The sequence below is a fragment of the Streptomyces sp. NPDC001985 genome (genome assembly GCF_040296845.1).
In the GTDB taxonomy this organism is placed as follows: Bacteria; Actinomycetota; Actinomycetes; order Streptomycetales; family Streptomycetaceae; genus Streptomyces.
The window spans coordinates 51,423-72,771 of the sequence record NZ_JBEOYB010000042.1; the positions used below are offsets into that span (position 1 = coordinate 51,423).

Genomic DNA, 21,349 nt, shown 5'->3' on the forward strand with positions numbered 1-21,349 from the left:
GAGCCGTCTCCTCTCAGGCCGCGACCCGCGCGGCCACCATGAGCTGGCCGAGGGCCAGTCCTCCGTCGTTGGGCGGTACGCGGCGGTGCCGCAGCACCCGGAAGCCGTCCGCCGCCAGCCCGCGCGCGCACTCCGACAGCAGCAGGGCGTTCCCGAACACCCCGCCGGTCAGGGCCACCGTCCCCAGCCCGTGCCGCTCCCGTGCCGCCGCGCAGATCCGCCGTACCAGCTCCGCGACCGCCGCGTGGAAACGGGCCGCCACCAGCCCCGCCGGAGCACCCGCCCGCAGCTCGGCCACCGCCGCGCGCAGCACCGGCGCGGGGTCGGCGAGCCACCGGCCGTCGCCTCGGCGCAGCGCGAAGCGGTAGCCCTGCGCCGGGCCGTGGGCATGGGCCGCGCCCTCCAGCTCGATGGCCGCCTGGGCCTCGTACCCGGCCCGGTGGCAGATGCCGGCCAGGGACGACACCGCGTCGAAGAGCCGGCCCATGCTGGAGGTGGGGACGGAGTGCAGCCCGGACTCCAGCTGCCGCTCCAGCACCCGGAGTTCACCGTCCGGACAGGCCGCGACCGGCGCCAGCTCCGCCGCCCACCCGATCCCCGCGGCCCGCAGATGCGCCAGCGCCATCCGGTACGGACGGGCCACCGCCGCGTCACCGCCCGGCAGCGGCACATAGGCGAGCTGGGCGAAGCGGCGGAAGCCCGCGTAGTCCGCGATCAGGATCTCGCCGCCCCAGACGGCGCCGTCGTCGCCGTACCCGGTGCCGTCGAAGGCGACCCCGATCACCGGCTGTTCGCCGTCGAGGCCGTGTTCCGCCATCGCCGCCGCGACATGGGCGTGGTGGTGCTGGACCCGGACCAGCGGCCGGCCGGCCGCCCGGTGCGCGGCGCGGCGGGCGGAGCGGTAGCCCGGGTGACGGTCCGCCACCAGCACCGAGGGCGCCACACCCGTCAGCGCCGTGAGATGGTCCGCCGCCCGCCCGAAGGCGTCCAGGGTCGCCAGATCGTCCATGTCGCCGATGTGCCCGGAGAGCCAGGCGCGCCGGCCGGCGGCGACCGCGAGGGTGTTCTTGAGGTCACCGCCCGCCGCGAGGACCGGCCGGACCTCCAGCGGCAGGTCGACCGGCGCGGGGACACAGCCGCGCGAGCGGCGCAGCGGCAGCGGCACCGAGTCCACGACCCGTACCACCGAGTCGTCGCACGGCACATGGATCGGCCGGTCGTGCGCCAGCCAGGCGTCCACCAGCGGGGCGAGCCGCTCCAGTGCCTCCCCGTCGTCCGTGACGATGGGCTCGCCGGCCAGGTTGGCGCTCGTCATCACCAGGAGCCGGGGGCCCTCCGGGTCGCCCGGCAGCCCCAGCAGCAGATGGTGCAGCGGGGTGTACGGCAGCATCACCCCGAGGTCGGGCCCGCGCGGGGCGACGGCGTCGAGCACCGGCGCCGCGCCCGGACCGGCCGGGCGGCGCCGCAGCAGGACGACCGGCCGGACCGGCCCGGTCAGCAGCGACCGCTCCACCGCCCCCAGCTCCACCAGCGGTTCGACCTCCCGGAGATCGCGCGCCATCACGGCGAAGGGTTTGTCGCCCCGGTTCTTCCGGCGCCGCAGCAGGGCGACGGCCTCCGCGTTCCGCGCGTCGCACGCCAGGTGGTAGCCGCCGATGCCCTTGACCGCCACCACCGCCCCCTCCGCGAGCAGCAGGCGGGCCCGCCCCAGCGCGGCCTCGCCGTCGAGGGCGGGCGCGCCCGGCGCGATCAGCGCGAGCCGGGGGCCGCAGTCGTGACAGGAGATGGGCTGGGCGTGGAAGCGCCGATCGGCCGGATCGCGGTACTCGCGGGCGCACGCGGCGCACATCGGGAAGCCCGCCATCGTGGTGGCCGCGCGGTCGTAGGGCAGCGCGGTGACGATGGTGAAGCGGGGGCCGCAGGCGGTGCAGGTGAGGAACGGGTGCCGGTGGCGGCGGTCGGCGGGGTCGGTGAGTTCGGCCAGGCAGTCGGCGCAGGTCGCCGTGTCCGGGGGGATGAGCGCGGACCCGGTGGGCCCGTCGTCCGCGCGTGTGGCGGCGATGGCGAAGCCCGCCGTGCCGGCGACCGCGATGGGCTCGTGCCGCACGGACGCCACCCGGGCCGCCGCCGGGGCGTCGGCCGCCACCCGGCGGCAGAAGGAGTCCACGGCGTCCGCCGGGCCCTCCACCTCGGCGAGCACACCGTCGCCGGTGTTGCCGACATGGCCGGAGAGCCCCAGCCCGGCGGCGAGGGTGTAGACGAACGGGCGGAAGCCGACGCCCTGGACGAGCCCCTGGACGGTGACCCTCACCCGCAGCGGAGCGGTGTCCGCTTCCGGGGCGGGGGTCACCGCTGGTCCGCGACCGGGTGCCCGTGGCGGGGGACGGCGGGGGAGCGGGGTGCGGCCGGCGGGTCCGGGGCGGTGCGCGGCGGAGGGCCGGAGACGGAGAGCGCCGGAGCGGCGGCGGGCTCCGTGCCGCCGGCGGGGTGCGGCTCCGGGTGCGCGTGCGGACGCGCGTACGGCTGTGTGTGCCGCACCGGGTCCTGCTCCGGGTGCGGGTGCGGATGCGGGTGCGGGTGGTCCGGCGTACGGGCCATCACCGGCTCATGGGCCCGCGCTCCCTCGCACACGGCCAGCGCCCGCTCCAGCAGCGCCCCGGCCCCCTGCCCCCGGCGGGCCGAGGTGAACACCACCTCCACCCCCGGGTTGACCCGGGCCACATTCGCCAGAAAGGTGTCCCGGTCGAACTCCACGGCCTCCGCGAGATCGGCCTTGGTGACCAGGACCAGCTGCGCCAGCCCGAACGCCCCCGGATACTTGAGCGGCTTGTCCTCGCCCTCGGTCACCGACGCCAGCGTCACCCGCAGCGACTCGCCGAGGTCGTAGGAGGCCGGACAGACCAGATTGCCGACGTTCTCCACGAAGAGCACCCGGGCCTCGGCGGGCAGCCAGCCGGCCAGATAGCCGCGCAGTGTCGCGGCCTCCAGATGACAGAGCCCGTCGGTGTACACCTGCTGGACCGGCACCCCCGTACGGGCCAGCCGCCGGGCGTCGTTCTCGGTGGCGAGATCCGCGGTCAGCGCCGCCACCGGCACGCCGCGCTCCCGGGCCAGCGCTAGCTCTACCTCCAGCAGCGCCGTCTTGCCGCTGCCCGGACTGGAGAGCAGATTGACGGCGATGACCCCCCGGCCGGCCAGCTCGGCGCGCAGCGCCCGCGCGCTGTCGTCGTTGCGGGCGAGGACCGCCTGCCGGAGATCGGCCGTACGGCACATGGGAATCCGCCTTCCTCGTCAGCCGTGGGCACGCAGCGGGCCATCGGCCCACGCGACATCCCTGATCTGGAGTTCACGCCCCGTCAGCAGCTCGGCCCGTGCCCCGCCGCAGCGGGGACAGACCAGGTCCGGGGGGACACCCGGAGGCCACTCGACCCCGCAGGGACCGCACCGGGCGAGCGCCGGGACGCTCCGGATCTCCAGCCGGGCACCCTCCAGGACCGTCCCCTCGCAGACCAGCGCGAAGCAGAAGTCCAGAGCGTCCGGCACCACTCCGGCGAGTTCGCCGACCTCCAGGCGCACCGATGCCACCGAGGCGGCGCCGTGCCGGCCGGCGGCCCGGACCACCTGCTCGACAACGGCCTCCGCGATCGACATCTCGTGCATCGGTGCGCCTCGCTCCCACTCCACTGTGCCGGCGGCCGGCCCCGGCCGGCCGCGCGGTGTGACAGCGGCTCCATTGCACGGCGGAGCCGCCGCCCCGCGGGTGCGCCACGCCGCGGCCGGCCCCGGCGGGACCCATTCGCAGCAGTGCGGCCCGGGAGGACGGCGCGCGGCGGCTCACATACGGGAGATGCGGACGTACCGCTTGAGGTCGGGCAGGGTCTGCCAGAGGACCGCACCGACGGCGGCCCCCAGGGCCGCAGCGAACACAGCTTTCACCATGGTGACGCCTTTCTTCCGGACAGCTCGGCCCCCACGCTCTCCCCGCCCGCGTCCATGCCCCCGTCCGTCTCCCCGTCCCGGCCCACGACGTCGAGAATCAGCCGTACGGCCCCGTCCACCGCGGCGGCCACCGGCGCGCTCAGCCCGACGCCCTCCTCCAGCGACGCGGGCTCGCACCCGACCACGAGCACCCGCCCGGGCGGTACGCCCCCGGTGCCCGCGCTGAGCGCCGCCAGCAGCGCCAGCACGGCGTCCGGGCCCATCCGGTGCCCGTCCAGCACCGCCGGCCCCCCGGGCTCCACCGCCCCGGTGCCGGCGTCGATCAGATACACGGTTCCGGGCGCGCCCCCGCGCGCGGCGGCGTCCACCAGCACCACCGTCCGGTAGCCGTCGAGGAGCTGATACGCGAGATGGACGCCCCGCACCCCGGCGTCGACCACCTCCACGCCGTCCGGCACCCCGGCGAGCCCGAGCCGGCGGACGGCCTCGACGCCGAAGCCGTCGTCGCCGAGGAAGACATTGCCCACCCCCGCGACGAGCACCCGCCCGGCGGTCACGGCCCCTCCAGCGGGGTGACCTCGTCGGGCTGGAAGTAGCGGAACCGGCCCTGCGCGCGCCAGAGATCCGCGCCCGGGTCGCCGTCGACCGTGACCGCCAGGTGGACCGAGCCGTCGACATCGTGCAGCACCGCCTCCACCAGGGCGGTGCGCCCGTGCAGGAACTGGTCCTGGGCGTCGGTGCGGCGGTGCCCGGGGCCCAGCACGACCCGGCTGCCCGCGCCGACCGCGTGACCGTCGATCAGCACCCGGTCCCGGGCGGGGTCCACGTCCCGGTCGCCGCCCGGGTCCCACCACGGCTGCGGCTCGCCGTCCGCTCCGGGACCGGGGCCGGTGACCCCGCGCAGCGCCCGTACCGCACCGTGCAGCCGCTCCAGCACCTCGGGCGGGAGGGAGTCGGCCAGATCGATCACCGCGCCCGCCCGCTCGTCGGTGCCGCGCGCCTCACGCTTCTCCCGGTCGGTCAGGGCCGCCGTGCGCAGGGCCAGGATCTCGTCGATCTCGGTGGAGTCGTAGAGCGCGCCCGGGCTCTCCGGGGCGATCCGCGGATGGTCCTCCAGGATGATCGGCGACGACAGCACCACCCGGTCGGGCCCCGCCGGGCCGGCCAGCACCGGCCAGGTGTGCTCGTTGCGGCACTCGGCCACCGCGGCCTCGGCCCACCGGGGCGGGTCCGTCACCGACAGGAAGCAGCCGCGGTCCAGGGCGAGCAGCAGATGCGCCGAGACCAGCGAGTGCGGCAGCGCGTCCTCCCGGCGGGCCCCGGCCGCGGCCTCCCAGCGGCCGGTGTTCTCCACGACGGCGGTCAGCCGCACCGCTCCGTACGGGCCGGGGATCTCGCGCGTGCTCAGCCGGATCTCCCCGGCGACCGGCTCCCGGGCGCGCAGCAGCCGTCCCACGGGCGCCCCCGACGCGTGGAGCACCTCCTCCTCGTGGTGCGCGGGGAGCCGGAAGCCATGGGTGATCCCGCCGGCGGACGCCAGGTCGGCGACCGGTACACGGAGCCTGATCCGCTCCTCCACTCCCTCGTCCCAGCAGACGAGCACCCGGTCGGCCAGCTCCAGTTCCGGGACCGTCTCCCAGCCGCCGTCCGCCGCCCGCTGGACGGTTCTGCGCTGGGTCCGCAGGAAGCGCAGTTCGACGGAGAGCAGTGCGCCGCTCCGGGGCTCCAGCAGACACTCCGTCCGCTGATGCACCTGCTCGGCCCGGCCCCGGCCGTAGCCGGGCGGCACCAGGACGCCGAACTGCCAGCGCAGCCGGTTCTTCGCCGCCGAGGCCCGGTAGGGGTAGAGGACGTATCCCTCGAAGAGCACCGCGTCGGCGATCTGCCGCACCGCGCCGAACTGGTCCTCCACCTCGGGCGGGAAGACATCGGCGGCCTCGGCCGGGACGGCGCCGGTCACCTCGGCCGGGATGGTGCCGGTCAGGTCGGGCGGGCGGATGCCTGCCGTCTCCGCCGGGACGGCGCCGGTCACCTCGGGCGGGACGGCGCCGGCCGTCTCCGCCCGGCGGGTGCCGGTCACCTCCGCGGGGACGGCCGCCGGTTCCGGTGCCGTCATCGCGCGCCCTCTCCGATCTCCGCGGGCTCGGCCGCGCTGAGCAGGGTGCGCACGGTCGCCTCCCAGGAGGGCAGCGCCCGCCGGGTGCGGAAGGCGAGCAGCCCGTCGATGAGATCCCCCGGCAGCCGCAGCCAGCCGCAGCCGGGGAAGTGCTGCTCGATCATCTCCCGCCACACCCGCACCGGCAGGCGCACCGATGCCTCCCGGTCCCAGGACACCGGGGTGACCTGGAAGCCGGCGGGCCCGCTGAACACGGTCCCGGAGAAGAGCAGCAGCAGCGGCACGTCCCCGCCGTCCAGCGCGCGGAAGTACCGGGTCGCGGCGATGTCCAGGTCGTAGGTGCACGGGACCGCGACATCGATCTCGGTCTCGCCGGTGAATCCGGGCACCATCAGGGAGACCTGGGCGAACTGGATCGGATGGAGGGTGCTGCCCCAGCGGGACCGCTCGCCGAACAGATCGGTCAGCCGCCCGCCCTCGTCCTCGCCGTAGTCCCGGCGCGCGGGTTCGATCCGGAGCTGGCAGCGGAGCGCGAGGGCGTGCACCCGGGTCTCGGCGGGTGCGGTGATCCGCAGCCGGAAGACCAGGGTGGGTCCGGCGGCGTGCCGGTCGGCCCGCACCTCGGTGCAGTGGAAGTCGAGTTCGGTCATGCCGGGGTCTCCTTCGGCAGGGCGCGGGCCCGGCCGCTCAGTGCGGTGAGGAAGGCGTCGAGTTCGGCGTGCGCCTCGGCCCCGCCGTCGAAGCCCCGCCAGCACAGCCGCAGCCGGCCGACCAGCTCGTAGCAGCGGTCGACCGGCACCAGGAAGCAGTGGGCACGGCCCCGCGACCGGTGCAGCAGCAGGGCCTCCACATCGGGTTCCAGCGCCGCCGCGAGCCGGCTGCGCGCCGACACCGCCCGCCAGGCGGCCTCGTCCACCTCGCTCTCGGTGGCCCCGGCCGGGCCGGGATAGCAGACCACCGGGCGGCCCAGCGCCGAGTTGAGCATCAGGAACGCGGTGCCGACCGGGATGCGCAGCGCCGTCCAGGTGGCCTCGTCCGGCTCGCCGCCGGGGTCGGTCAGGGTGCGGTCGGGCACCGGCCGGTAGCGTCCGCCGGCCGCTCCGGGCCGCTGGAACAGCAGGGAGCAGGCGGTGCAGACACAGACGAGGGAGCGCTCGGCGGTGTCCGCGAGATGGCGGTGACCGGGGGTCAGACCCGTGCCGCAGAAGGTGCAGCGCTCCGGCTTCGGCGGCGCCGGGGCACGCAGACGGCGCAGCAGGTCCGTACCGGGGCGGGGGAGTTCGCGGACGGTCACCGGGCCTCCGCCGCCGCCGGGGGACGGCTGCCGATCTGGAGCAGCGCGGGCTCCTGCCGCCAGACGATCGCGGTCACCTCCGGGGCATGGCAGGCCAGCGCGCTCTCCACCGCCTGCTCGCCGCCCGCCGTCCCGCGGCCGCAGCCACCGCCGGACGGGGCGCGCCGCAGGGTCAGGGTGCCGCTGCCGGGTTCCCAGCCGACCAGGGCGGGCGGAGCCGGTGACAGGGAGTCCAGGGCCCGGGCGATCCGGGCCCCGGTGTCCTCCGGGTGCAGCTCGTGCAGGACCAGCAGCCCGGCCGCCGCCGGGTGGTCCAGGGCCGGCGCCAGCGCGCCCGGGGGCAGCGCGTCCACGAGCGCCGCCAGCCCCTCGCCGTAGAACGCCATCAGCTCGCGGACCAGTTCCTCGCCCGCCTCCTGGGCCCCGCTGCCCGTCAGCCGGTCCAGCGCCTCCTGGACCCGTGCGCCGGTCGCCTCCGCGGTCATCCGCTCAGGCCGCTCAGCCCGGTGGGGACATGCATCTCCCGCAGGGTGCGGCCGCCGCCCACATACATGTGCACTCCGCAGGGCAGACACGGGTCGAAGCTGCGCACGGCCCGCATGATGTCGATGCCCTTGAAGTTCTCCGGTGAGTTCTCCTCGAAGATCGGGGTGTTCTGCACCGCGTCCTCGTACGGCCCCGGGGTGCCGTAGCTGTCCCGGACGCTGGCGTTCCAGGGGGTCGGCGGATACGGATGGTAGTTGGCGATCTTCCCGTCGCGGATCACCATGTGGTGGGAGAGGACGCCGCGCACCGCCTCGGTGAAGCCGCAGCCGATGCTCTCGTCGGGCACCTCGAACCTCTCCCAGGTCTGGGTGCGTCCGGCCCGTACCTCCTCCAGCGCCTTCTCGGCGAAGTGGAGCGCGGCGGCGGCGGCGTACGCCTGGAAGTAGGTCCGGGCCCGGTTGCGTTCCAGCGCGTTGCTCCACCGGGGGATCTTCCACTCGAAGGTGGTCTCGGGTCTGGTCATCGAGCGGGGCAGATTGATCCGGACGCTGTGCCCGGTGGCCTTGATGTAGCCGATGTCGACCAGACCGGAGAGCGCGGTGGACCAGAGCCGGGCGATCGGGCCGCCGCCGGTGTCCAGCGCCAGATGGTCCTTGCCGTCGAACCAGCGCGGGGACATCACCCAGCTGTACTTGTCGTCGAAGTTCCGCTTCTGCGGGGAGGGGATGGTGTGCTGGTTCCACGGGTGGCGGGGGTCGACCGGGTTGCCCAGCGGGTCGTGGGTGACGAAGAGGTCCTTGCCCTGCCAGTCCTCGTAGTAGGAGCTGCCGAGCAGAATCCGGATACCGAGATTGATCTCGGTGAGGTCGTTGGTGACCAGCTTGCCGTCGACCACGATCCCCGGGGTGACGAACATCCGCCGGCCCCAGTCCGTCATGTTGCGGTACGTGAAGTCGCAGTGGTCGGGGTCGTTGAGACTGCCCCAGCAGCCGAGCAGCACCCGGCGGCGGCCGACCTCCTCGTAGCCGGGCAGGGCCTCGTAGAAGAAGTCGAAGAGATCGTCGTGGAGCGGCACGACCTTCTTCATGAACTCCACATAGCGCATCAGCCGGGTCAGATAGTCGGTGAACAGCTGCACGGTCGCCACCGTGCCGACGCCCCCCGGGTAGAGCGTGGAGGGGTGGACGTGCCGGCCCTCCATCAGACAGAACATCTCCCGGGTGTACCGGCTGACCTGGAGCGCCTCCCGGTAGAACTCGCCCTCGATGGGGTTGAGGGAGCGCATGATGTCGGCGATGGTCCGATAGCCGTGGTCGCCCGCGTGCGGGGCCTCGGTGCGCTCGGCCAGCTCCAGCACCCCGGGGTTGGTCTCGCGCACCATCCGCTCGCAGTAGTCGACCCCGACCAGGTTCTCCTGGAAGATGTTGTGGTCGAACATGTACTCGGCCGCCTCGCCGAGGTTGATGATCCACTCACCCAGGTGCGGAGGCTTCACCCCGTACGCCATGTTCTGGGCGTAGACCGAACAGGTGGCGTGGTTGTCGCCGCAGATGCCGCAGATCCGGCTGGTGATGAAGTGGGCGTCGCGCGGGTCCTTGCCGCGCATGAAGACGCTGTAGCCGCGGAAGACGGAGGAGGTGCTGTAGCACTCCGCCACCCGCTTCTGCTTGAAGTCGATCTTTGTGTGGATACCCAGGCTGCCCACGATCCGGGTGATCGGGTCCCAGGACATCTCCGTCAGACCACCGCCGTCACCGGCGACTTCGGTCGTTGCTGCCATGGTGTCTCATGTGCCCTTCCGCGAGCGGTACCCGGTCGTCAGCAGACGGCCGGTCCGGCGCCACTTGGGTTCCTTGTCGAGGGTCTTCGCCGTGATGGTGCGCAGCCGCCGGATCACCGCGCCGTACGCGGAGCTGGCGTCGCTGGAGAGGTGCGATCCGGGCGGGGCGTCCATGAAGGGCATGAACTTGTCGGGGAATCCGGGCATGGTGCAGCCGATGCAGATGCCGCCGACGTTGGGGCAGCCGCCGACGCCGTTGATCCAGCCGCGCTTGGCGACATTGCACTTGACGACCGGGCCCCAGCAGCCGAGGCGCACCAGGCACTCGGGCGTCCCGTAGTCGGAGGCGAACTGGCCCTGCTCGTAGTAGCCGCCCCGGTCGCACCCCTCGTGCACGGTCGCCCCGAACAGCCAGGCGGGCCGGAGCTTGTCGTCCAGCGGAATCATGGGCGCGGAGCCGGCCAGCTGGTAGAGCAGATAGGTGAGGGTCTCGGCGAAGTTGTCCGGCTGGATGGGGCACCCGGGCACACAGACGATCGGCAGTCCGGCCTTGGACGTCCAGTCCCAGCCGAGGTAGTCGGGAACGCCCATCGCTCCGGTCGGGTTGCCCTCCATGGCGTGGATGCCGCCGTAGGTGGCGCAGGTGCCGATCGCGACGATGCCGGTGGCCTTGGGCGCGAGCCGGTCCAGCCACTCGCTGGTGGTGATGGGCTGGCCGGTCTCGGGGTCGTCGCCGAAGCCCGACCAGTACCCCTCCGCCTTGATCTGCTCATTGGGGATCGACCCCTCCACGACCAGCACGAACGGGTCCAGCTCGCCGCGGTCCGCCTTGAAGAACCACTCGACGAAGTTGTCCGCGCCCTGGACCGGGCCGCACTCGAAATCGATGAGCGGCCAGTGCACGGCGATCCTCGGCAGCCCGGGCAGCGCACCGGTCACGATCTCCTCGATGCTGGGCTGCATGGCGGCGGTCAGGGCGACCGAGTCGCCGTCGCAGCTCAGGCCCGCGTTGATCCAGAGGATGTGCACCACATCGGTGGCGGCGCCGGTGCCGGTCCCGGTGTCCGCGGTGGCTGTTCCGCTCATGAGGATGCCTCCCCGATAAAGGGATGAACAATGTCAAAGCGCTCAATAAGGTCTTAGCATCCTGGTACGGAAAACGCCCGGCGGTGGACCGCCGGGCGGGTCGGGTGAATCCGTGTCCGGGGCGCCGGACGGGCCGGACGGCCCCGGTGTCCGGATCGCGGGGCGGTGCGCCGGACGGGTCAGACCACCTCGGTGTCGTAGAAGCAGAAGTGGTCCTTGATCTCCGCCACTCCCGGCTCCGGGTCCGGATAGGCCCACACGAGATCGTCGGCGCCGGCCGCCGACCAGTAGTCGGCGTCGCCCTTGAAGGGACAGTGGGTGTGGGTGTCGGAGCGGGTCAGCAGTTCGGTCCTGACGTCCTCGGGCGGCAGGTAGTACCGGACCGGACAGCCCGTCTCGCGCAGCTCCAGGGGCCGCCGGCTCTCGGCGAGCACGTCGCCGTTCCGTACGACCCGCACATGGGCGCTGCTCTGTTCGATGGTGATGCGGTGTCCTGGGCTCATACCCCATCACAGCGCGCGGCGCGGGAAGTCTGTTCCCGCGCCGCGAGGGATAGAGTCACCGCACCGGTAAAGGATGAGAGAGGCTGATATGTCCAGCACGGCTCCCGGTGGCACGCTCACCCCCGCACCCGGCCTCACCCTCAGCCGGATGGGTTACGGCGCGATGCGGCTCGCCGGCCCCGGTGTCCTCGGTCCGCCCCGGGACCGCGCGGAGGCCGTCGCGGTGCTGCGGGAGGCCGTCGGCCTGGGGATCACCCATATCGACACCAGCGACTTCTACGGCCCCACCGTGGTGAACGAGATCATCAGGGAGGCCCTGCACCCCTACCCGCCCGATCTCCGCATCGTCACCAAGGTCGGCGCCCGCCGGGGCTCCGACGGCTCGTGGATCATGTCGCGCGAACCGGACGACCTCCGGGCCCAGGTCCGGGAGAATCTGGACCACCTCGGCCTCGACACCCTCGACGCGGTCAATCTCCGCCTCGGCGTCCCCGAGGGCCCCGCACCCGAGCCGCGCCTCGCCGAGCAGTTCGGCGCCCTGGCCGAGCTCCGGGAGCAGGGCCTCGTCCGCCACCTCGGACTCAGCTCCGTCTCCTCCGCCCAGGTGACCGAGGCGCGGGCCATCGCGCCCGTCGTCACCGTGCAGAACCTCTACAACCTCGCCGACCGGCGGGACGACCGGCTCGTGGACCGGTGCGCGGCCGAGAACATCGCCTTCGCCCCCTTCTTCCCGCTCGGCGGCTTCACCCCGCTCCAGTCCCGCACCCTGACCGGCGTCGCGGCCCGGCTGGACGCCTCCCCCCAGCAGGTGGCCCTCGCCTGGCTGCTCCAGCGGTCGCCGGCGATCGTCCTCATCCCCGGCACCTCCTCCGTGGCCCACCTCCGGGAGAACGTGGCCGCGGCCCGGCTCGATCTGCCGCCCGACGCCGTCGCGGAACTCGACGCGATCGGCGGGGAGAAGGAGACCGAGGCGGAGACGGGGGAATCCGGGCCGGACCGCTGACCCGCGTGGCAGCGTCCGTCCGCCGTTTCACTCGTGCCGGTGGCTTCGGGCGTGTGCGCGGACCCGTGGGGCCGGCCCCGCGCCACGATGGGCGGATGCACCAGCGCACCACGCTTCTCGCCCTGACCCTCTCCGCGCTCCTCGGTCTGACCGGCTGTGTGTCGGTGCCGGCCGAACCCCTGAGGGGGCCGCGTGTCCCCAGCGGCCTCCCGGACCACGACCGCACGGCCCTTCCGGCCGGGCCGGCCGGCCGTCAGGAACCGGCGCTCGCCAGCCGGGGGCCGGGGCGCGGCGCGGAGGGGAGCGGGCGGCACACGCCGAGGGGAACCGCGCGCCCGGGGCCGGGCGGTGCGCCCGCCGCCCGCGCCACCGCCGCCGTACCGCTGCCGCGGCCGCCCCGGACACCGGCCCCGGATCCGCGGGATCTGCCGCCCCGCGCGCCCGTGCCGGTCCCCCCGGTGCCGGGGCCGCCCGAGCCGCGCGAGACCTACGACATGAAGAGCCTGTGCGACAGCTCCGCCGGGATCACCGACCCGTCCGTCACGGGAATGTGCCGCGACAGCTACCGCTGAGCCCGGCCCGGCGGTGACGTCCCGGGACGGCCGCCGTCCGGTGCGCGACGGGTGCCCGGGCGGCTCTCCCGGTACTCCTCGGCGAGCAGTCCGTCCATGGTCCGGCCGAGGTGGCGGACGAAGTCCTCGAACTGCTGGAGCCGCTCCGGGGTGTACCGCGCCATCTCGGCGGTCATGCGCGCGGCGTAGGGGCCGAAGAACTCCTCGGCGCGCGGCCGGATGGCGGGGCTGCTGCGGAGGGTCACCACCCTGCGGTCGGTGTGTTCCCGGGTGCGGACGATGTGCCCGGCCTGTTCGAGCCGGTTGAGCAGGATCGTCGTCGCCCCGGACGAGAGGGAGACGCGCTCGCTCAGCCGGGCGGGCGACATGGGCGTGCCCTGGTCCTCTGCGTAGAGGATCTCGGTCAGGGCCGCGGCGTCGGTGGAGTGCAGTCCCAGCCAGTCGGCGAAGCGCCGGGTGAACTCGGTGTAGTTGGCGCCGAACGCGCGCAGACCGTCCATGAGGCGGTCCCACTGCTCCTCCGGGCTGACGGGCTCCGGCGTCTCCATCGACATGCTCCACCTTCCGATTCCACGCGACTGCCGCGCTCCACCACTGCGTTTGACAACCTACCCCGACCTGTTTAGCTTTGCGGCAAAGGTAATTGCCTTTATGGCAAAGGTATCTCGGAGTGGAGTCATGGTGCACCGCCCAGCGGAATCCCCCACCTCACGCCAGTGGTTCGGCCTGGTCGCCGTGTCCCTCGGTGTGGCACTGATCGTCGTGGACATCACCATCGTCAATGTGATCCTCGCCCCGGTCATCGACGATCTCGCGATCACCGCGGTCGAGGCGCAGTGGATACAGGAGTCCTACGCGATCGTCTTCGCCGCCCTGCTTCTGGTCACCGGGCGCCTGACCGACCTGTACGGCGCGCGCAGGATGTTCCTCATCGGGCTCGGCGTGTTCGGCCTGACGAGCGTGGGCGCCGCACTGGCGCCCGGCGGAGGGACGCTGATCCTCTCGCGGTTCCTCCAGGGCGTCGGCGGCGCGATGATCCTGCCCGCCTCGCTGGCCCTGGTGAACGCGACCTTCACCGGGAGGGCGCGGGGCCAGGCCTTCGCCGTCTGGGGCTCCACCATCGGAGCCGCCGCGGCCGTGGGGCCGCTGCTGGGCGGCTGGCTCGCGGACTTCTCCTGGCGATGGGCCTTCGGCATCAACATCCCGCTCGTCGCCGTGATCGCCGCCGCGGCCCTGCTCCATCTGCCCGCGTCACCGCGGACCGAGGGACGGATCGACGGCATCGGCGGCGCCCTGTCGGCGGCCGGCCTCGGCCTGCTGGCGTTCGCCCTCATCGAGGGGCGCACCCACGGCTGGCTGACCACCACCGAGCCGCTGACCCTCGGGGGCCTCTCGTGGAGCGCGGGCCCGTCCCCCGTCCTCGTGGCGTTCGTCCTCTCCGCCCTCGCCCTCGGCGCGTTCTGGCGCCGGCAGGCGGCACTCGCGCGCCGGAACGACGAACCCCTCATGGACGTCCGGCTCTTCGCCATCCCCTCGTTCCGCAACGGCAACGCCGTGACCCTGATCGTGGGCCTCGGCGAGTTCGGCATCATCGCGGTGATGCCGCTCTGGCTCCAGTTCGCCCTGGACTACAGCGCCTTCGAGGCGGGACTCGCCCTGGTCGCCCTCGCGGCGGGCAGTTTCTGCGCGAGCGGCGCCAGCTTCTCGATGACCGCGTCGGCGACGGCCCTGGTACGGGTCGGACTGCTGCTGGAGGCCGCCGGCCTGGTGGCGCTGGGACTCGTCGCCGACACCGACACCGCCTGGTGGCCCATCGCCCTGGCGCTCTTCGTCTACGGCGTCGGCGTCGGATTCGCCACCGCGCAGGTCACCAATGTCGTCCTGGTGGATGTGCCCGCCGACAGCGCGGGCGCGGGCGCCGGGGTCCAGAGCGCCGCCCGTGAACTGGGCGCCGCGCTCGGTATCGCCGTCCTCACCACACTGTTCTTCAGCAGGCTCGGCTCCGGTCTGGAGGACCGCATCGCCGGGACCGGTCTCACGGACCGGGACGCCGAGCGGCTCGGCGCGGAGGTGACGGAGAGCGCCGGGTCGGTGATCCCCGCGCTCGCGGCGGAACCGGGGACGGCCGCGGCGGCGGGGGTCGCGCGCGAGGCGATGACCGGCGCCCTGGCCCTCTCCAGCCATGTCTGTGCCGGGCTCCTGCTGCTGGCGCTCGCGGCCACCGCGTTCATCGCCCCCAGGGACGCTGGCCCCTCCGCCCGGCCCGACCCCGGCACCGGACCCGGGACGGAGCCGCTGCCGGAGCCGGAGCCGAGCCCGCGCTGACCCCCCCCGGGGCCCGGTGCGCCCGGCGGGTGTCCGGCCACCCGGCCGGACACCCGCCGTCTCCGCCGTCCGCCCCGCCCCGGCCGCCGGCCGGGTCAGCGCACGGCGACGAGAACGCTGTCGTCACCGCACTGCCAGACCGTGGTGACGGTGCTGAACCCGGCCGCGAGCAGCATCTCCGTCTGCTGCGGAGTGGTCAGATCCAGCGGCGGCGCGAAGGCGTGCCGTCCGACCGCCGTCCGTGCGCGGGCCTCGGCGAGTTCGGCCAGTTCGGGGGCGGCCAGGAACGCCTTCCACCAGGAGGCCCAGTCCTCCCGGTCGGCCTTGCCCGCCCGGCCGGCCCGGGCGTCGCGTATGTGGCGGGCCAGGGTGCGCGCCGTCTCCGAGCCCTCGGGCGCACGGTTGTTGGCATCGACGAACACCCCGCCCGGCGCCAGTCTGCCGGCCAGCACCCGGTACACCTCGGCGAGCGTCTCCGAGGTCAGCCAGTGCAGGGCCGTCGAGGAGACCGCCGCGTGCCAGGGCGCGCCCGGGGCGGCCCGCTCCGCCCAGCCGGGGGAGTTGAGGTCGTCGAGCACCACCCGCGCGCCGGTGCCGGAGACGGCCTCCTCGGCCAGCCCCAGCATCATCGGGTCGCCGTCGACACCCACGACATCGGCGTGCGGCAGGGCGCGGGCGAGCCGGGTGGTGAGCGAGCCGGTGCCGCACCCCAGATCGACGATCCGGGGCCGCTCGGGCGAGGTCCCCTCCAGGGACCACCGGGTCACATCGACGATCACCCGGAACCGCTCGTCACGGTCGGGGCTGTAGCGCTCCTGCTGCTCGTCCCATCGTTCCAGCCACTTGCGCGCTGTCTCACCGAGCATCGCTGCCTCTTTCCGTACATCCGTTGAGTGGCATGGTCGCCTGCCCCGGACCGGTCCGCTCCGACGCGGGCCGCGCGGGTGGCGGACCCCGGTGGCGGCGGACGGCGGCTGCTGGACCGACCGCCCGCCCGGCCCGGTCCGGCCGGACGGCGGGGCAGGGCGGCACGGGGCCGGAGGGGACCCCTCATACGCGGCACTCCTCGCCTGACGGTCGTGGACGGGGGCGTGTTCGGTCACCGGGCCGGGGTCCTGGTACAAGATCGATGCTAGCCGGGAGGTCCCGGGAGCTCAAGAGGCCGATCATGCACCGCACCGCCGCCGGCCGGCGGGCTCCCCGAGTCGCCCGGAGCCGTGCCCGGAGGGACGATGGGAGGGAGCGAGCGGGCCGGGCGGACCGGGAGACCGGCGCGGGAAGCGGAGGTGCGGCACATGTTCCGGGACACCAGGGCATTCAGCGGATTCGCCGTCGACGACATCCCGGCGGCCGGACGCTTCTACGGCGAGACCCTCGGCCTGGAGGTCTCCGAGGAGCACGGGCTCCTCACCCTGACGCTCGGCGGCGGCACCACCGTCCTCGTCTACCCCAAACCCGACCACACCCCGGCGGGCTTCACCCTGCTCAACTTCCCGGTGGACGACATCGAGGCCGCCGTGGACCAACTGGTCTCCAGGGGAGTCGTGTTCGAGCGCTACGAGGGCTTCACCCAGGACGGGAAGGGCATCGCGAGGGACCCGAGGGGCCCGGCCATCGCCTGGTTCAGGGACCCCGCGGGCAATGTCCTCAGCGTCCTCCAGGAGGACGGGGGCTGACCGCGCTCCCGGAGCCCGGCCGGGCGCCGCGCGCACCGCCCGCGCGGCGCCCGGGGGCGGGTCAGAAGCGCATCGCGTACGTGACGCGCCGGCGCAGCGACTTGGTGCGCTGGGCCTCGTGGAACCGGTCGTCGTCCTCCAGCACCTCGATCGCGCTCCGGACCCTGTCGTGAGCCGCGGCGATGGCCTCGTCCAGCGGCATCACCAGGGGCAGACCGAAGATCTCCACGATCCGCTCCACCCGCTCCCGGACGGTCCCGCCGACGACGTGGTACGGAATCCCCAACTCCTCCAGGGTTTCGATCAGCAGGTCGTCCGACAGCCTCCGGAACTCCTCCGACACCGGCCGGTGACCGTCCGCCGTCAGCCCGAACTCCACCGGCAGATGGACGTAGGCGTCGTAGATCCGCCGGGCGCGGGACTTGACGACCGCGCCGTACGCGTCCATGTAGTCGCGGTAGAACCGCTTCACCGGGAGCCCGGCGATGTTCTTCACCGTCCTGAGGAGAAGATTCGCCCCCGGATTGATGCCGACCCGCATCCGCGCCTCCCCGTAGATCCATTCATGGATCACCGAACCGTCGGACAGGAACGCCCCGGTGCCGGACTCGTGGTGGATGCGCTCCTCCAGCCGCCGCAGCCCGAGCATCGTCAGCTCCGACGCGTTCAGCTCCTGGACCTGCTTGCCCGGGATCAGCTCCAGCAGGATCTCCCGGGAGGTCATGGCGTGGGTGCGCGGGATGCCGGTCGCCAGTGACAGCGCCTCGGTCGTGGTGCTCTTGCCGCTGGAGTAGGTGCCGGAGATGGCGAGGTGCAGGCCCCGTTCCCCCTCGGCGGCGGCTCCCCGGTGTCCGGGGCGTACGGCCGGAGCCGCTTCGGTGTCCCCCATGATGTGTCCTTCCCTCGTCGTCGTACCGGCCGGAGCCGGGGTGCGGGGCGGCGCGCCCGCCGCCGGGCCGGGCGGGGCGGTGGCCCGCGCGGGGGTCATCCGCCCAGCCCCAGACCGCCGCTGACCGGGAGGACGGCACCGGTGACGAACCGGCCCGACTCGCCCGTCAGATAGCGCACGGCGGCGGCGACGTCCTCCACGTCCCCGGCCCGGCCCAGCGGGGTGATGCGCAGCAGGTGCTCGCGCCGGCGGCCGGTGATCTCCCGGCTCATGTCCGTGTCGATCAGCCCCGGCGCGACCAGGTTGACCGTGATGCCGCGCGGGCCCAGCTCCCACGCCAGCGAGCGGGCCATACCGAACAGTCCGGCCTTCGCGGCGCCGTAGTTGACCTGCCCCGGCGCCCCGTAGGCGTAGGTCATCGAGGACATCAGCACGATCCGGCCCCAGCGGGCGCGCACCATGGAGCGCGCGGCGCGCCGGACCGTGCGGAAGGCCCCGTACAGATTGACGTCCAGGACATCGGTGAAGTCCCGCTCGTCCATGCGGAGCAGCGGGGTGTCCCGGGTGATGCCCGCGTTGACCACCAGCACCTCCACCGGGCCGTGCTCCGCCTCCACCCTGGCGAAGGCGGTGTCGACGCTTGTGGTGTCCGTCATCTCGGCGTGCACCCCGAACAGGCCGTCCGGGGGTCCGGAGCCGCGGTGGGTGACGGCCACCCGGTCGCCGCCGGCGGCCAGCGCGCGTGCCACCGCGAGCCCGATACCGCGGTTGCCGCCGGTGACCAGGACCGAACGCCCCATCAGCCGTCCCTCCCCCCGGCGGTGCCGTCCGCGCCCCGCGCGGGGCGGCTCTCCAGGGCCCGCCGGGTGGCGCGCGCCAGATTCAGGGACGCGGCCCGGGCGATCACCGAGCGCAGCTCGCCCAGGGTGGGTATGGGGAGCAGCCCGTCCGGAGGCCCGCCGGCCGGCTCCCGGAGCGCGCCGCCCGCGTCGCCGCTCGGCGGGGAGCGGTGGGCACCCAGCCCGGCCGCTCCGGGGGCGCCCATCACCGCGCCGCCCCCGCGGCACAGACCCGCCCGGCCCCTTCGCCCGCCAGGAGATGGTCGACGGCCGCGGTGAGCCGGGCGGGAGTCAGGGTTCCCGGCAGCAGCCGGCGGGCGAAACGCGGATTGCGCGGAGCGCCGTCGGGCCGCCCCTCGATCATCAGCGGCGGCAGCAGCGCCACGGGTGTACGGGAGAGTGTCTCGTCGCTCTCCGCGAGGAACCGGGCCGCCCGCTCCCGGTCGCGGCCGGGGAGCCAGTCGAGGAACGGCAGCCGGAACTCGGCCACCTCGTCGTCGCCCCCCGGCTCCCGGAGCAGCCGGCAGGACGCCGAAGGCCACTCCTCGCGCAGCACGGGCACCCGGCTGCGGGCCTCGTCCAGCAGGACGAGCAGTGGCCGTTCGCTGTCCAGGTGCTCGCGCACCGCCGCCAGCTGCCCCGCGTCGGGCCACACCCCGACAGGGGTCCGGCGATCCGTTCCGGGACCCTGCCAGCGGACCCGGGCCGGGCCCTCCAGAACGACCAGCACTTCTCCGATGTAGAGCGTCGGTGAAAATTGCATGAGTGATTCCCCCGTTGTTTGCCTGGCCGTCTTCCGTACGCTTTCGGGCATGGTCGATTACCCGGTGGGATGTCATTTCCCTGGTCGGCGCGATCGGTGAACGGCGCGAGCGGACACCTGAATGGTGCGCCCGTGGAATGCGTAGTGGTGGAAGAATGCGGGCGACCGGAAAAAGAGATCATCCGGTCACCCGGTGCGTGTGCCGTGCGGTCAGGCGGCGGCGGGCAGCCGGTGCGCGAGAGAGCACTGGCCCCTGATTCCCGAGAAATCGTCGACGGCCAGCTCGGCGGTGCGCCAGCTCTCTCCCGCGAGATCGATCAGCCGGGACTTGGCGATGTGCACCGTGGGGGTGAAGCTGCGCCCCAGCGGCCGTGCGGGGTTCTCCGTGCGGATGACGAACCGCCGCATCCAGAGCGTGTTGCTGCTGCCCCGGCTGAGCCCGTCCTGCGCGTACAGCAGAACCTGGGCGAGCTGGGCCACTCCCACGAGGGCGTCGATCAGCGAGACCGAGGGGCCGTAGGCCGTCTCGGCGCCGAGGTTCTCCCCGTCCGTCTCCCCGGGCGCGACCACCCGCTGGCGCCCCCGGACCCGGTTCCGGTCGAGGTCGACATGGACGCGGTCCGCGTGCTGATCGCGGTTCTTGTACCCCTCGCCGTAGTGCCGGGCCCCGGGCGGGCCGAGGGCGGAGGCCGTGTCGGTGTACGCGGCGGGGCCGGTCACCCGGCCGGAACCGGCCTCGTGCGCCAGGGTGACGCGCACCCGCAGCCCGCCGATGCGGCAGTCGAAGGTGCTGGACCGGGCGGACCGGGCCCCGGTGGGGCCGTCGACGGACAGAAGTCTGCCCTCCACCGGGAAGTCGTCCAGGTCCTCGTGCGGACTGCTTCCGGCGCGCACATCCGCCTGCCGCAGCCAGGTGCGGCGCGCTTCGCCGGCCGTCAGGCCGAAGGCCCGGTTCACCTGGACCTCGGCCAGGGTCGCGGCCAGCACCAGGGCGTCGATGCTGCTGAGGTGCGGGCGCAGTTCCCCCGCGCCCGACTTGCGGGACCAGTCCCGCGGATAGGTCAGGGTGCCGCGTGCGGTGATCAGCGCGCCGGGCTCCGCGGAACCGTCGCTGATGATCGCGCTCAGATTCTGGACGACCCGTTTGTAGCCGCTGCCGAAAAACCGTGTCGTTCCCGGGCCGAGGCAACTGTCCAGAGATCCGTAGAACAAATTATTGCCATTCATTCCCCCGTGATCCTTCCCCCGTGTAGCAGACCGTGGTCCGCCTGTCGGTGCCGCGCTTCAGCGGGCGGCACCTTACAGGAGAGAAAGTAACACGCGCGGTCATCGGATGACCGGGAAATACGGGAATGTGTGATGGCTTCCACAAGGGGCACGGTCCCGGAAATCCGTAAGTGGAATTGACGGATTCCGGAATCCTGGGAACGGAAAGCCGGAATCCGTCGATGCGGAGCGGGATCATTCGCAGGAGATCACACGCGGCCAGCGGTCGGCGAGCAGCTCGCCGAGAACCGCGCGCAGCCGCTCGCGGTCGGCCTCGGGCACACCGGCGAGGAAGTCGCGCTCGACCTCGTCGACGGCGCGCCCGGCCCGCTCCAGGGCCTCGCGCCCGCCGCCGGTCAGGCTCAGGATGTACCGGCGGCGGTCCGAGGGGTTGCGGCGGCGCTCCACATGGCCCGCGCCCTCCATCTCGTCGATCAGCGCGACCATCGTCGTGGGGTCCAGGTTCAGCAGTCTGCTGAGATCCTGCTGGGAGAGGCTCAGCCCGCTGTCCAGGGCCGCGAGCACATAGAAGTACCGCATGCGCATCCCCTGCGCGGCGAGGGCCTGTTCCGCGTCCTCCATCAGGAGCGTGCCGGCCTTGTGCAGCAGATAGCCGGTCCTGCGGACGAGGGGGAAGTCGAGTCCGGCGGGCTCCGCCGGGGTGGGCATCGCCTGTGTCATCCTGGCCACTCCCGTTGTCGCTGAGGTGACAGGGCCCGGGATGCCGCTCCCGCGGGCGATACCGGGCGTCCCGTGCGCCGTTCGTCGGCTTTTCGAGGGTACCGGCGCGGTGACCCGTCCCCGAGGCCGGG

The 21,349-nt window shown here is 73.6% G+C and carries 24 protein-coding genes; 4 read left to right on the plus strand and 20 right to left on the minus strand.

What is annotated here, in order from left to right; translation table 11 throughout:
• Positions 1 to 13 precede the first annotated feature (13 nt).
• From hypF to ABT122_RS20100, 12 genes are all read right to left on the minus strand, one after another.
• On the minus strand, positions 14 to 2,350 hold the full coding sequence (hypF, locus tag ABT122_RS20050) for a carbamoyltransferase HypF (protein WP_351553671.1): 2,337 nt from the start codon (positions 2,348 to 2,350) through the stop codon (positions 14 to 16).
• Positions 2,347 to 3,273 (minus strand): hydrogenase nickel incorporation protein HypB, encoded by a 927-nt coding sequence (gene hypB, locus ABT122_RS20055; protein ID WP_351553674.1) that lies wholly within the window; start codon positions 3,271 to 3,273, stop codon positions 2,347 to 2,349. Before hypB ends, hypF begins: the two co-directional genes overlap by 4 nt.
• 18 nt (positions 3,274 to 3,291) lie before the next feature.
• Positions 3,292 to 3,660, minus strand: a complete 369-nt coding sequence (gene hypA / locus ABT122_RS20060; protein ID WP_351553677.1) for a hydrogenase maturation nickel metallochaperone HypA — start codon at positions 3,658 to 3,660, stop codon at positions 3,292 to 3,294.
• A 174-nt stretch (positions 3,661 to 3,834) separates the two neighbouring features.
• Entirely contained in the window at positions 3,835 to 3,939 is a 105-nt protein-coding gene (locus ABT122_RS33630) for a DUF6893 family small protein (RefSeq protein ID WP_451068378.1), read from the minus strand.
• A complete protein-coding gene (locus ABT122_RS20065; protein ID WP_351553680.1) occupies positions 3,933 to 4,496 on the minus strand; it encodes a hydrogenase maturation protease in 564 nt (187 codons plus the stop codon). The genes ABT122_RS33630 and ABT122_RS20065 overlap by 7 nt, the downstream gene beginning before the upstream one ends.
• Entirely contained in the window at positions 4,493 to 6,055 is a 1,563-nt protein-coding gene (locus ABT122_RS20070) for a hypothetical protein (RefSeq protein ID WP_351553683.1), read from the minus strand. The genes ABT122_RS20065 and ABT122_RS20070 overlap by 4 nt, the downstream gene beginning before the upstream one ends.
• Complete coding sequence (locus ABT122_RS20075) at positions 6,052 to 6,705, minus strand: DUF6084 family protein (RefSeq protein WP_351553684.1); 654 nt, start codon at positions 6,703 to 6,705, stop codon at positions 6,052 to 6,054. Before ABT122_RS20075 ends, ABT122_RS20070 begins: the two co-directional genes overlap by 4 nt.
• Positions 6,702 to 7,349: a DUF5947 family protein gene (locus tag ABT122_RS20080; protein WP_351553686.1), complete on the minus strand. Its 648-nt coding sequence runs from the start codon at positions 7,347 to 7,349 to the stop codon at positions 6,702 to 6,704. Before ABT122_RS20080 ends, ABT122_RS20075 begins: the two co-directional genes overlap by 4 nt.
• On the minus strand, positions 7,346 to 7,834 hold the full coding sequence (locus ABT122_RS20085; RefSeq protein WP_351553689.1) for a NifU-related iron-sulfur-binding protein: 489 nt from the start codon (positions 7,832 to 7,834) through the stop codon (positions 7,346 to 7,348). The genes ABT122_RS20080 and ABT122_RS20085 overlap by 4 nt, the downstream gene beginning before the upstream one ends.
• A complete protein-coding gene (locus ABT122_RS20090; RefSeq protein WP_351553691.1) occupies positions 7,831 to 9,615 on the minus strand; it encodes a nickel-dependent hydrogenase large subunit in 1,785 nt (594 codons plus the stop codon). The genes ABT122_RS20085 and ABT122_RS20090 overlap by 4 nt, the downstream gene beginning before the upstream one ends.
• Before the next feature lie 6 nt (positions 9,616 to 9,621).
• Positions 9,622 to 10,701, minus strand: coding sequence for an NADH-quinone oxidoreductase subunit B family protein (locus ABT122_RS20095; protein ID WP_351553694.1), 1,080 nt, complete (start codon positions 10,699 to 10,701; stop codon positions 9,622 to 9,624).
• Positions 10,702 to 10,880: 179 nt separating this feature from the next.
• A complete protein-coding gene (locus tag ABT122_RS20100; protein WP_351553697.1) occupies positions 10,881 to 11,204 on the minus strand; it encodes a DUF427 domain-containing protein in 324 nt (107 codons plus the stop codon).
• A gap of 88 nt (positions 11,205 to 11,292) precedes the next feature.
• Here ABT122_RS20100 and ABT122_RS20105 point away from each other — a divergent pair, with 88 nt between their 5' ends.
• Entirely contained in the window at positions 11,293 to 12,207 is a 915-nt protein-coding gene (locus tag ABT122_RS20105) for an oxidoreductase (protein ID WP_351553700.1), read from the plus strand.
• A gap of 95 nt (positions 12,208 to 12,302) precedes the next feature.
• Positions 12,303 to 12,779, plus strand: coding sequence for a hypothetical protein (locus ABT122_RS20110; RefSeq protein ID WP_351553703.1), 477 nt, complete (start codon positions 12,303 to 12,305; stop codon positions 12,777 to 12,779).
• On the opposite strand, the gene ABT122_RS20115 is transcribed toward ABT122_RS20110, so the two are convergent.
• A complete protein-coding gene (locus ABT122_RS20115) occupies positions 12,770 to 13,327 on the minus strand; it encodes a MarR family winged helix-turn-helix transcriptional regulator (RefSeq protein ID WP_451068419.1) in 558 nt (185 codons plus the stop codon). The two genes, ABT122_RS20110 and ABT122_RS20115, sit on opposite strands and share 10 nt — an antisense overlap.
• Positions 13,328 to 13,457: 130 nt before the next feature.
• Between ABT122_RS20115 and ABT122_RS20120 the strand changes: the two genes are divergently transcribed.
• Positions 13,458 to 15,104: an MFS transporter gene (locus ABT122_RS20120; protein ID WP_351553709.1), complete on the plus strand. Its 1,647-nt coding sequence runs from the start codon at positions 13,458 to 13,460 to the stop codon at positions 15,102 to 15,104.
• Positions 15,105 to 15,199: 95 nt separating this feature from the next.
• On the opposite strand, the gene ABT122_RS20125 is transcribed toward ABT122_RS20120, so the two are convergent.
• Positions 15,200 to 15,970 (minus strand): class I SAM-dependent methyltransferase, encoded by a 771-nt coding sequence (locus tag ABT122_RS20125; RefSeq protein WP_351553712.1) that lies wholly within the window; start codon positions 15,968 to 15,970, stop codon positions 15,200 to 15,202.
• Between the two features lie 429 nt (positions 15,971 to 16,399).
• On the opposite strand from ABT122_RS20125, the gene ABT122_RS20130 reads away from it, so the two are divergent.
• On the plus strand, positions 16,400 to 16,780 hold the full coding sequence (locus ABT122_RS20130; protein WP_351553715.1) for a VOC family protein: 381 nt from the start codon (positions 16,400 to 16,402) through the stop codon (positions 16,778 to 16,780).
• Between the two features lie 61 nt (positions 16,781 to 16,841).
• Here ABT122_RS20130 and ABT122_RS20135 read toward each other — a convergent pair whose 3' ends face one another.
• The 6 genes from ABT122_RS20135 to ABT122_RS20160 all read right to left on the minus strand — a co-directional run bounded on the left by ABT122_RS20135 (position 16,842) and on the right by ABT122_RS20160 (position 21,218).
• Complete coding sequence (locus ABT122_RS20135; protein ID WP_351553718.1) at positions 16,842 to 17,669, minus strand: AAA family ATPase; 828 nt, start codon at positions 17,667 to 17,669, stop codon at positions 16,842 to 16,844.
• Between the two features lie 95 nt (positions 17,670 to 17,764).
• A complete protein-coding gene (fabG, locus tag ABT122_RS20140) occupies positions 17,765 to 18,469 on the minus strand; it encodes a 3-oxoacyl-ACP reductase FabG (RefSeq protein ID WP_351553721.1) in 705 nt (234 codons plus the stop codon).
• A complete protein-coding gene (locus ABT122_RS20145; protein ID WP_351553724.1) occupies positions 18,469 to 18,714 on the minus strand; it encodes a hypothetical protein in 246 nt (81 codons plus the stop codon). The genes fabG and ABT122_RS20145 overlap by 1 nt, the downstream gene beginning before the upstream one ends.
• Entirely contained in the window at positions 18,714 to 19,271 is a 558-nt protein-coding gene (locus ABT122_RS20150; protein ID WP_351553727.1) for a hypothetical protein, read from the minus strand. The genes ABT122_RS20145 and ABT122_RS20150 overlap by 1 nt, the downstream gene beginning before the upstream one ends.
• Before the next feature lie 210 nt (positions 19,272 to 19,481).
• Positions 19,482 to 20,498 carry an AvrD family protein gene (locus ABT122_RS20155; protein ID WP_351553729.1) on the minus strand — a complete coding sequence of 339 codons (1,017 nt, stop codon included), beginning with the start codon at positions 20,496 to 20,498 and terminating at the stop codon, positions 19,482 to 19,484.
• A gap of 234 nt (positions 20,499 to 20,732) precedes the next feature.
• Positions 20,733 to 21,218 (minus strand): MarR family winged helix-turn-helix transcriptional regulator, encoded by a 486-nt coding sequence (locus tag ABT122_RS20160; RefSeq protein ID WP_351553731.1) that lies wholly within the window; start codon positions 21,216 to 21,218, stop codon positions 20,733 to 20,735.
• Positions 21,219 to 21,349: the final 131 nt, after the last annotated feature.

Coding starts and splice junctions, on each gene's coding strand:
- hypB (WP_351553674.1), bottom strand. CDS start 3,273: ATGTGCCGTACGGCCGATCTCCGGCAGGCGGTCCTCGCCCGCAACGAC.
- hypA (WP_351553677.1), bottom strand. CDS start 3,660: ATGCACGAGATGTCGATCGCGGAGGCCGTTGTCGAGCAGGTGGTCCGG.
- ABT122_RS33630 (WP_451068378.1), bottom strand. CDS start 3,939: ATGGTGAAAGCTGTGTTCGCTGCGGCCCTGGGGGCCGCCGTCGGTGCG.
- ABT122_RS20070 (WP_351553683.1), bottom strand. CDS start 6,055: ATGACGGCACCGGAACCGGCGGCCGTCCCCGCGGAGGTGACCGGCACC.
- ABT122_RS20075 (WP_351553684.1), bottom strand. CDS start 6,705: ATGACCGAACTCGACTTCCACTGCACCGAGGTGCGGGCCGACCGGCAC.
- ABT122_RS20085 (WP_351553689.1), bottom strand. CDS start 7,834: ATGACCGCGGAGGCGACCGGCGCACGGGTCCAGGAGGCGCTGGACCGG.
- ABT122_RS20090 (WP_351553691.1), bottom strand. CDS start 9,615: ATGGCAGCAACGACCGAAGTCGCCGGTGACGGCGGTGGTCTGACGGAG.
- ABT122_RS20095 (WP_351553694.1), bottom strand. CDS start 10,701: ATGAGCGGAACAGCCACCGCGGACACCGGGACCGGCACCGGCGCCGCC.
- ABT122_RS20100 (WP_351553697.1), bottom strand. CDS start 11,204: ATGAGCCCAGGACACCGCATCACCATCGAACAGAGCAGCGCCCATGTG.
- ABT122_RS20105 (WP_351553700.1), top strand. CDS start 11,293: ATGTCCAGCACGGCTCCCGGTGGCACGCTCACCCCCGCACCCGGCCTC.
- ABT122_RS20110 (WP_351553703.1), top strand. CDS start 12,303: ATGCACCAGCGCACCACGCTTCTCGCCCTGACCCTCTCCGCGCTCCTC.
- ABT122_RS20115 (WP_451068419.1), bottom strand. CDS start 13,327: ATGGAGACGCCGGAGCCCGTCAGCCCGGAGGAGCAGTGGGACCGCCTC.
- ABT122_RS20120 (WP_351553709.1), top strand. CDS start 13,458: ATGGTGCACCGCCCAGCGGAATCCCCCACCTCACGCCAGTGGTTCGGC.
- ABT122_RS20125 (WP_351553712.1), bottom strand. CDS start 15,970: ATGCTCGGTGAGACAGCGCGCAAGTGGCTGGAACGATGGGACGAGCAG.
- ABT122_RS20130 (WP_351553715.1), top strand. CDS start 16,400: ATGTTCCGGGACACCAGGGCATTCAGCGGATTCGCCGTCGACGACATC.
- ABT122_RS20135 (WP_351553718.1), bottom strand. CDS start 17,669: ATGGGGGACACCGAAGCGGCTCCGGCCGTACGCCCCGGACACCGGGGA.
- fabG (WP_351553721.1), bottom strand. CDS start 18,469: ATGGGGCGTTCGGTCCTGGTCACCGGCGGCAACCGCGGTATCGGGCTC.
- ABT122_RS20145 (WP_351553724.1), bottom strand. CDS start 18,714: ATGGGCGCCCCCGGAGCGGCCGGGCTGGGTGCCCACCGCTCCCCGCCG.
- ABT122_RS20150 (WP_351553727.1), bottom strand. CDS start 19,271: ATGCAATTTTCACCGACGCTCTACATCGGAGAAGTGCTGGTCGTTCTG.
- ABT122_RS20155 (WP_351553729.1), bottom strand. CDS start 20,498: ATGAATGGCAATAATTTGTTCTACGGATCTCTGGACAGTTGCCTCGGC.
- ABT122_RS20160 (WP_351553731.1), bottom strand. CDS start 21,218: ATGACACAGGCGATGCCCACCCCGGCGGAGCCCGCCGGACTCGACTTC.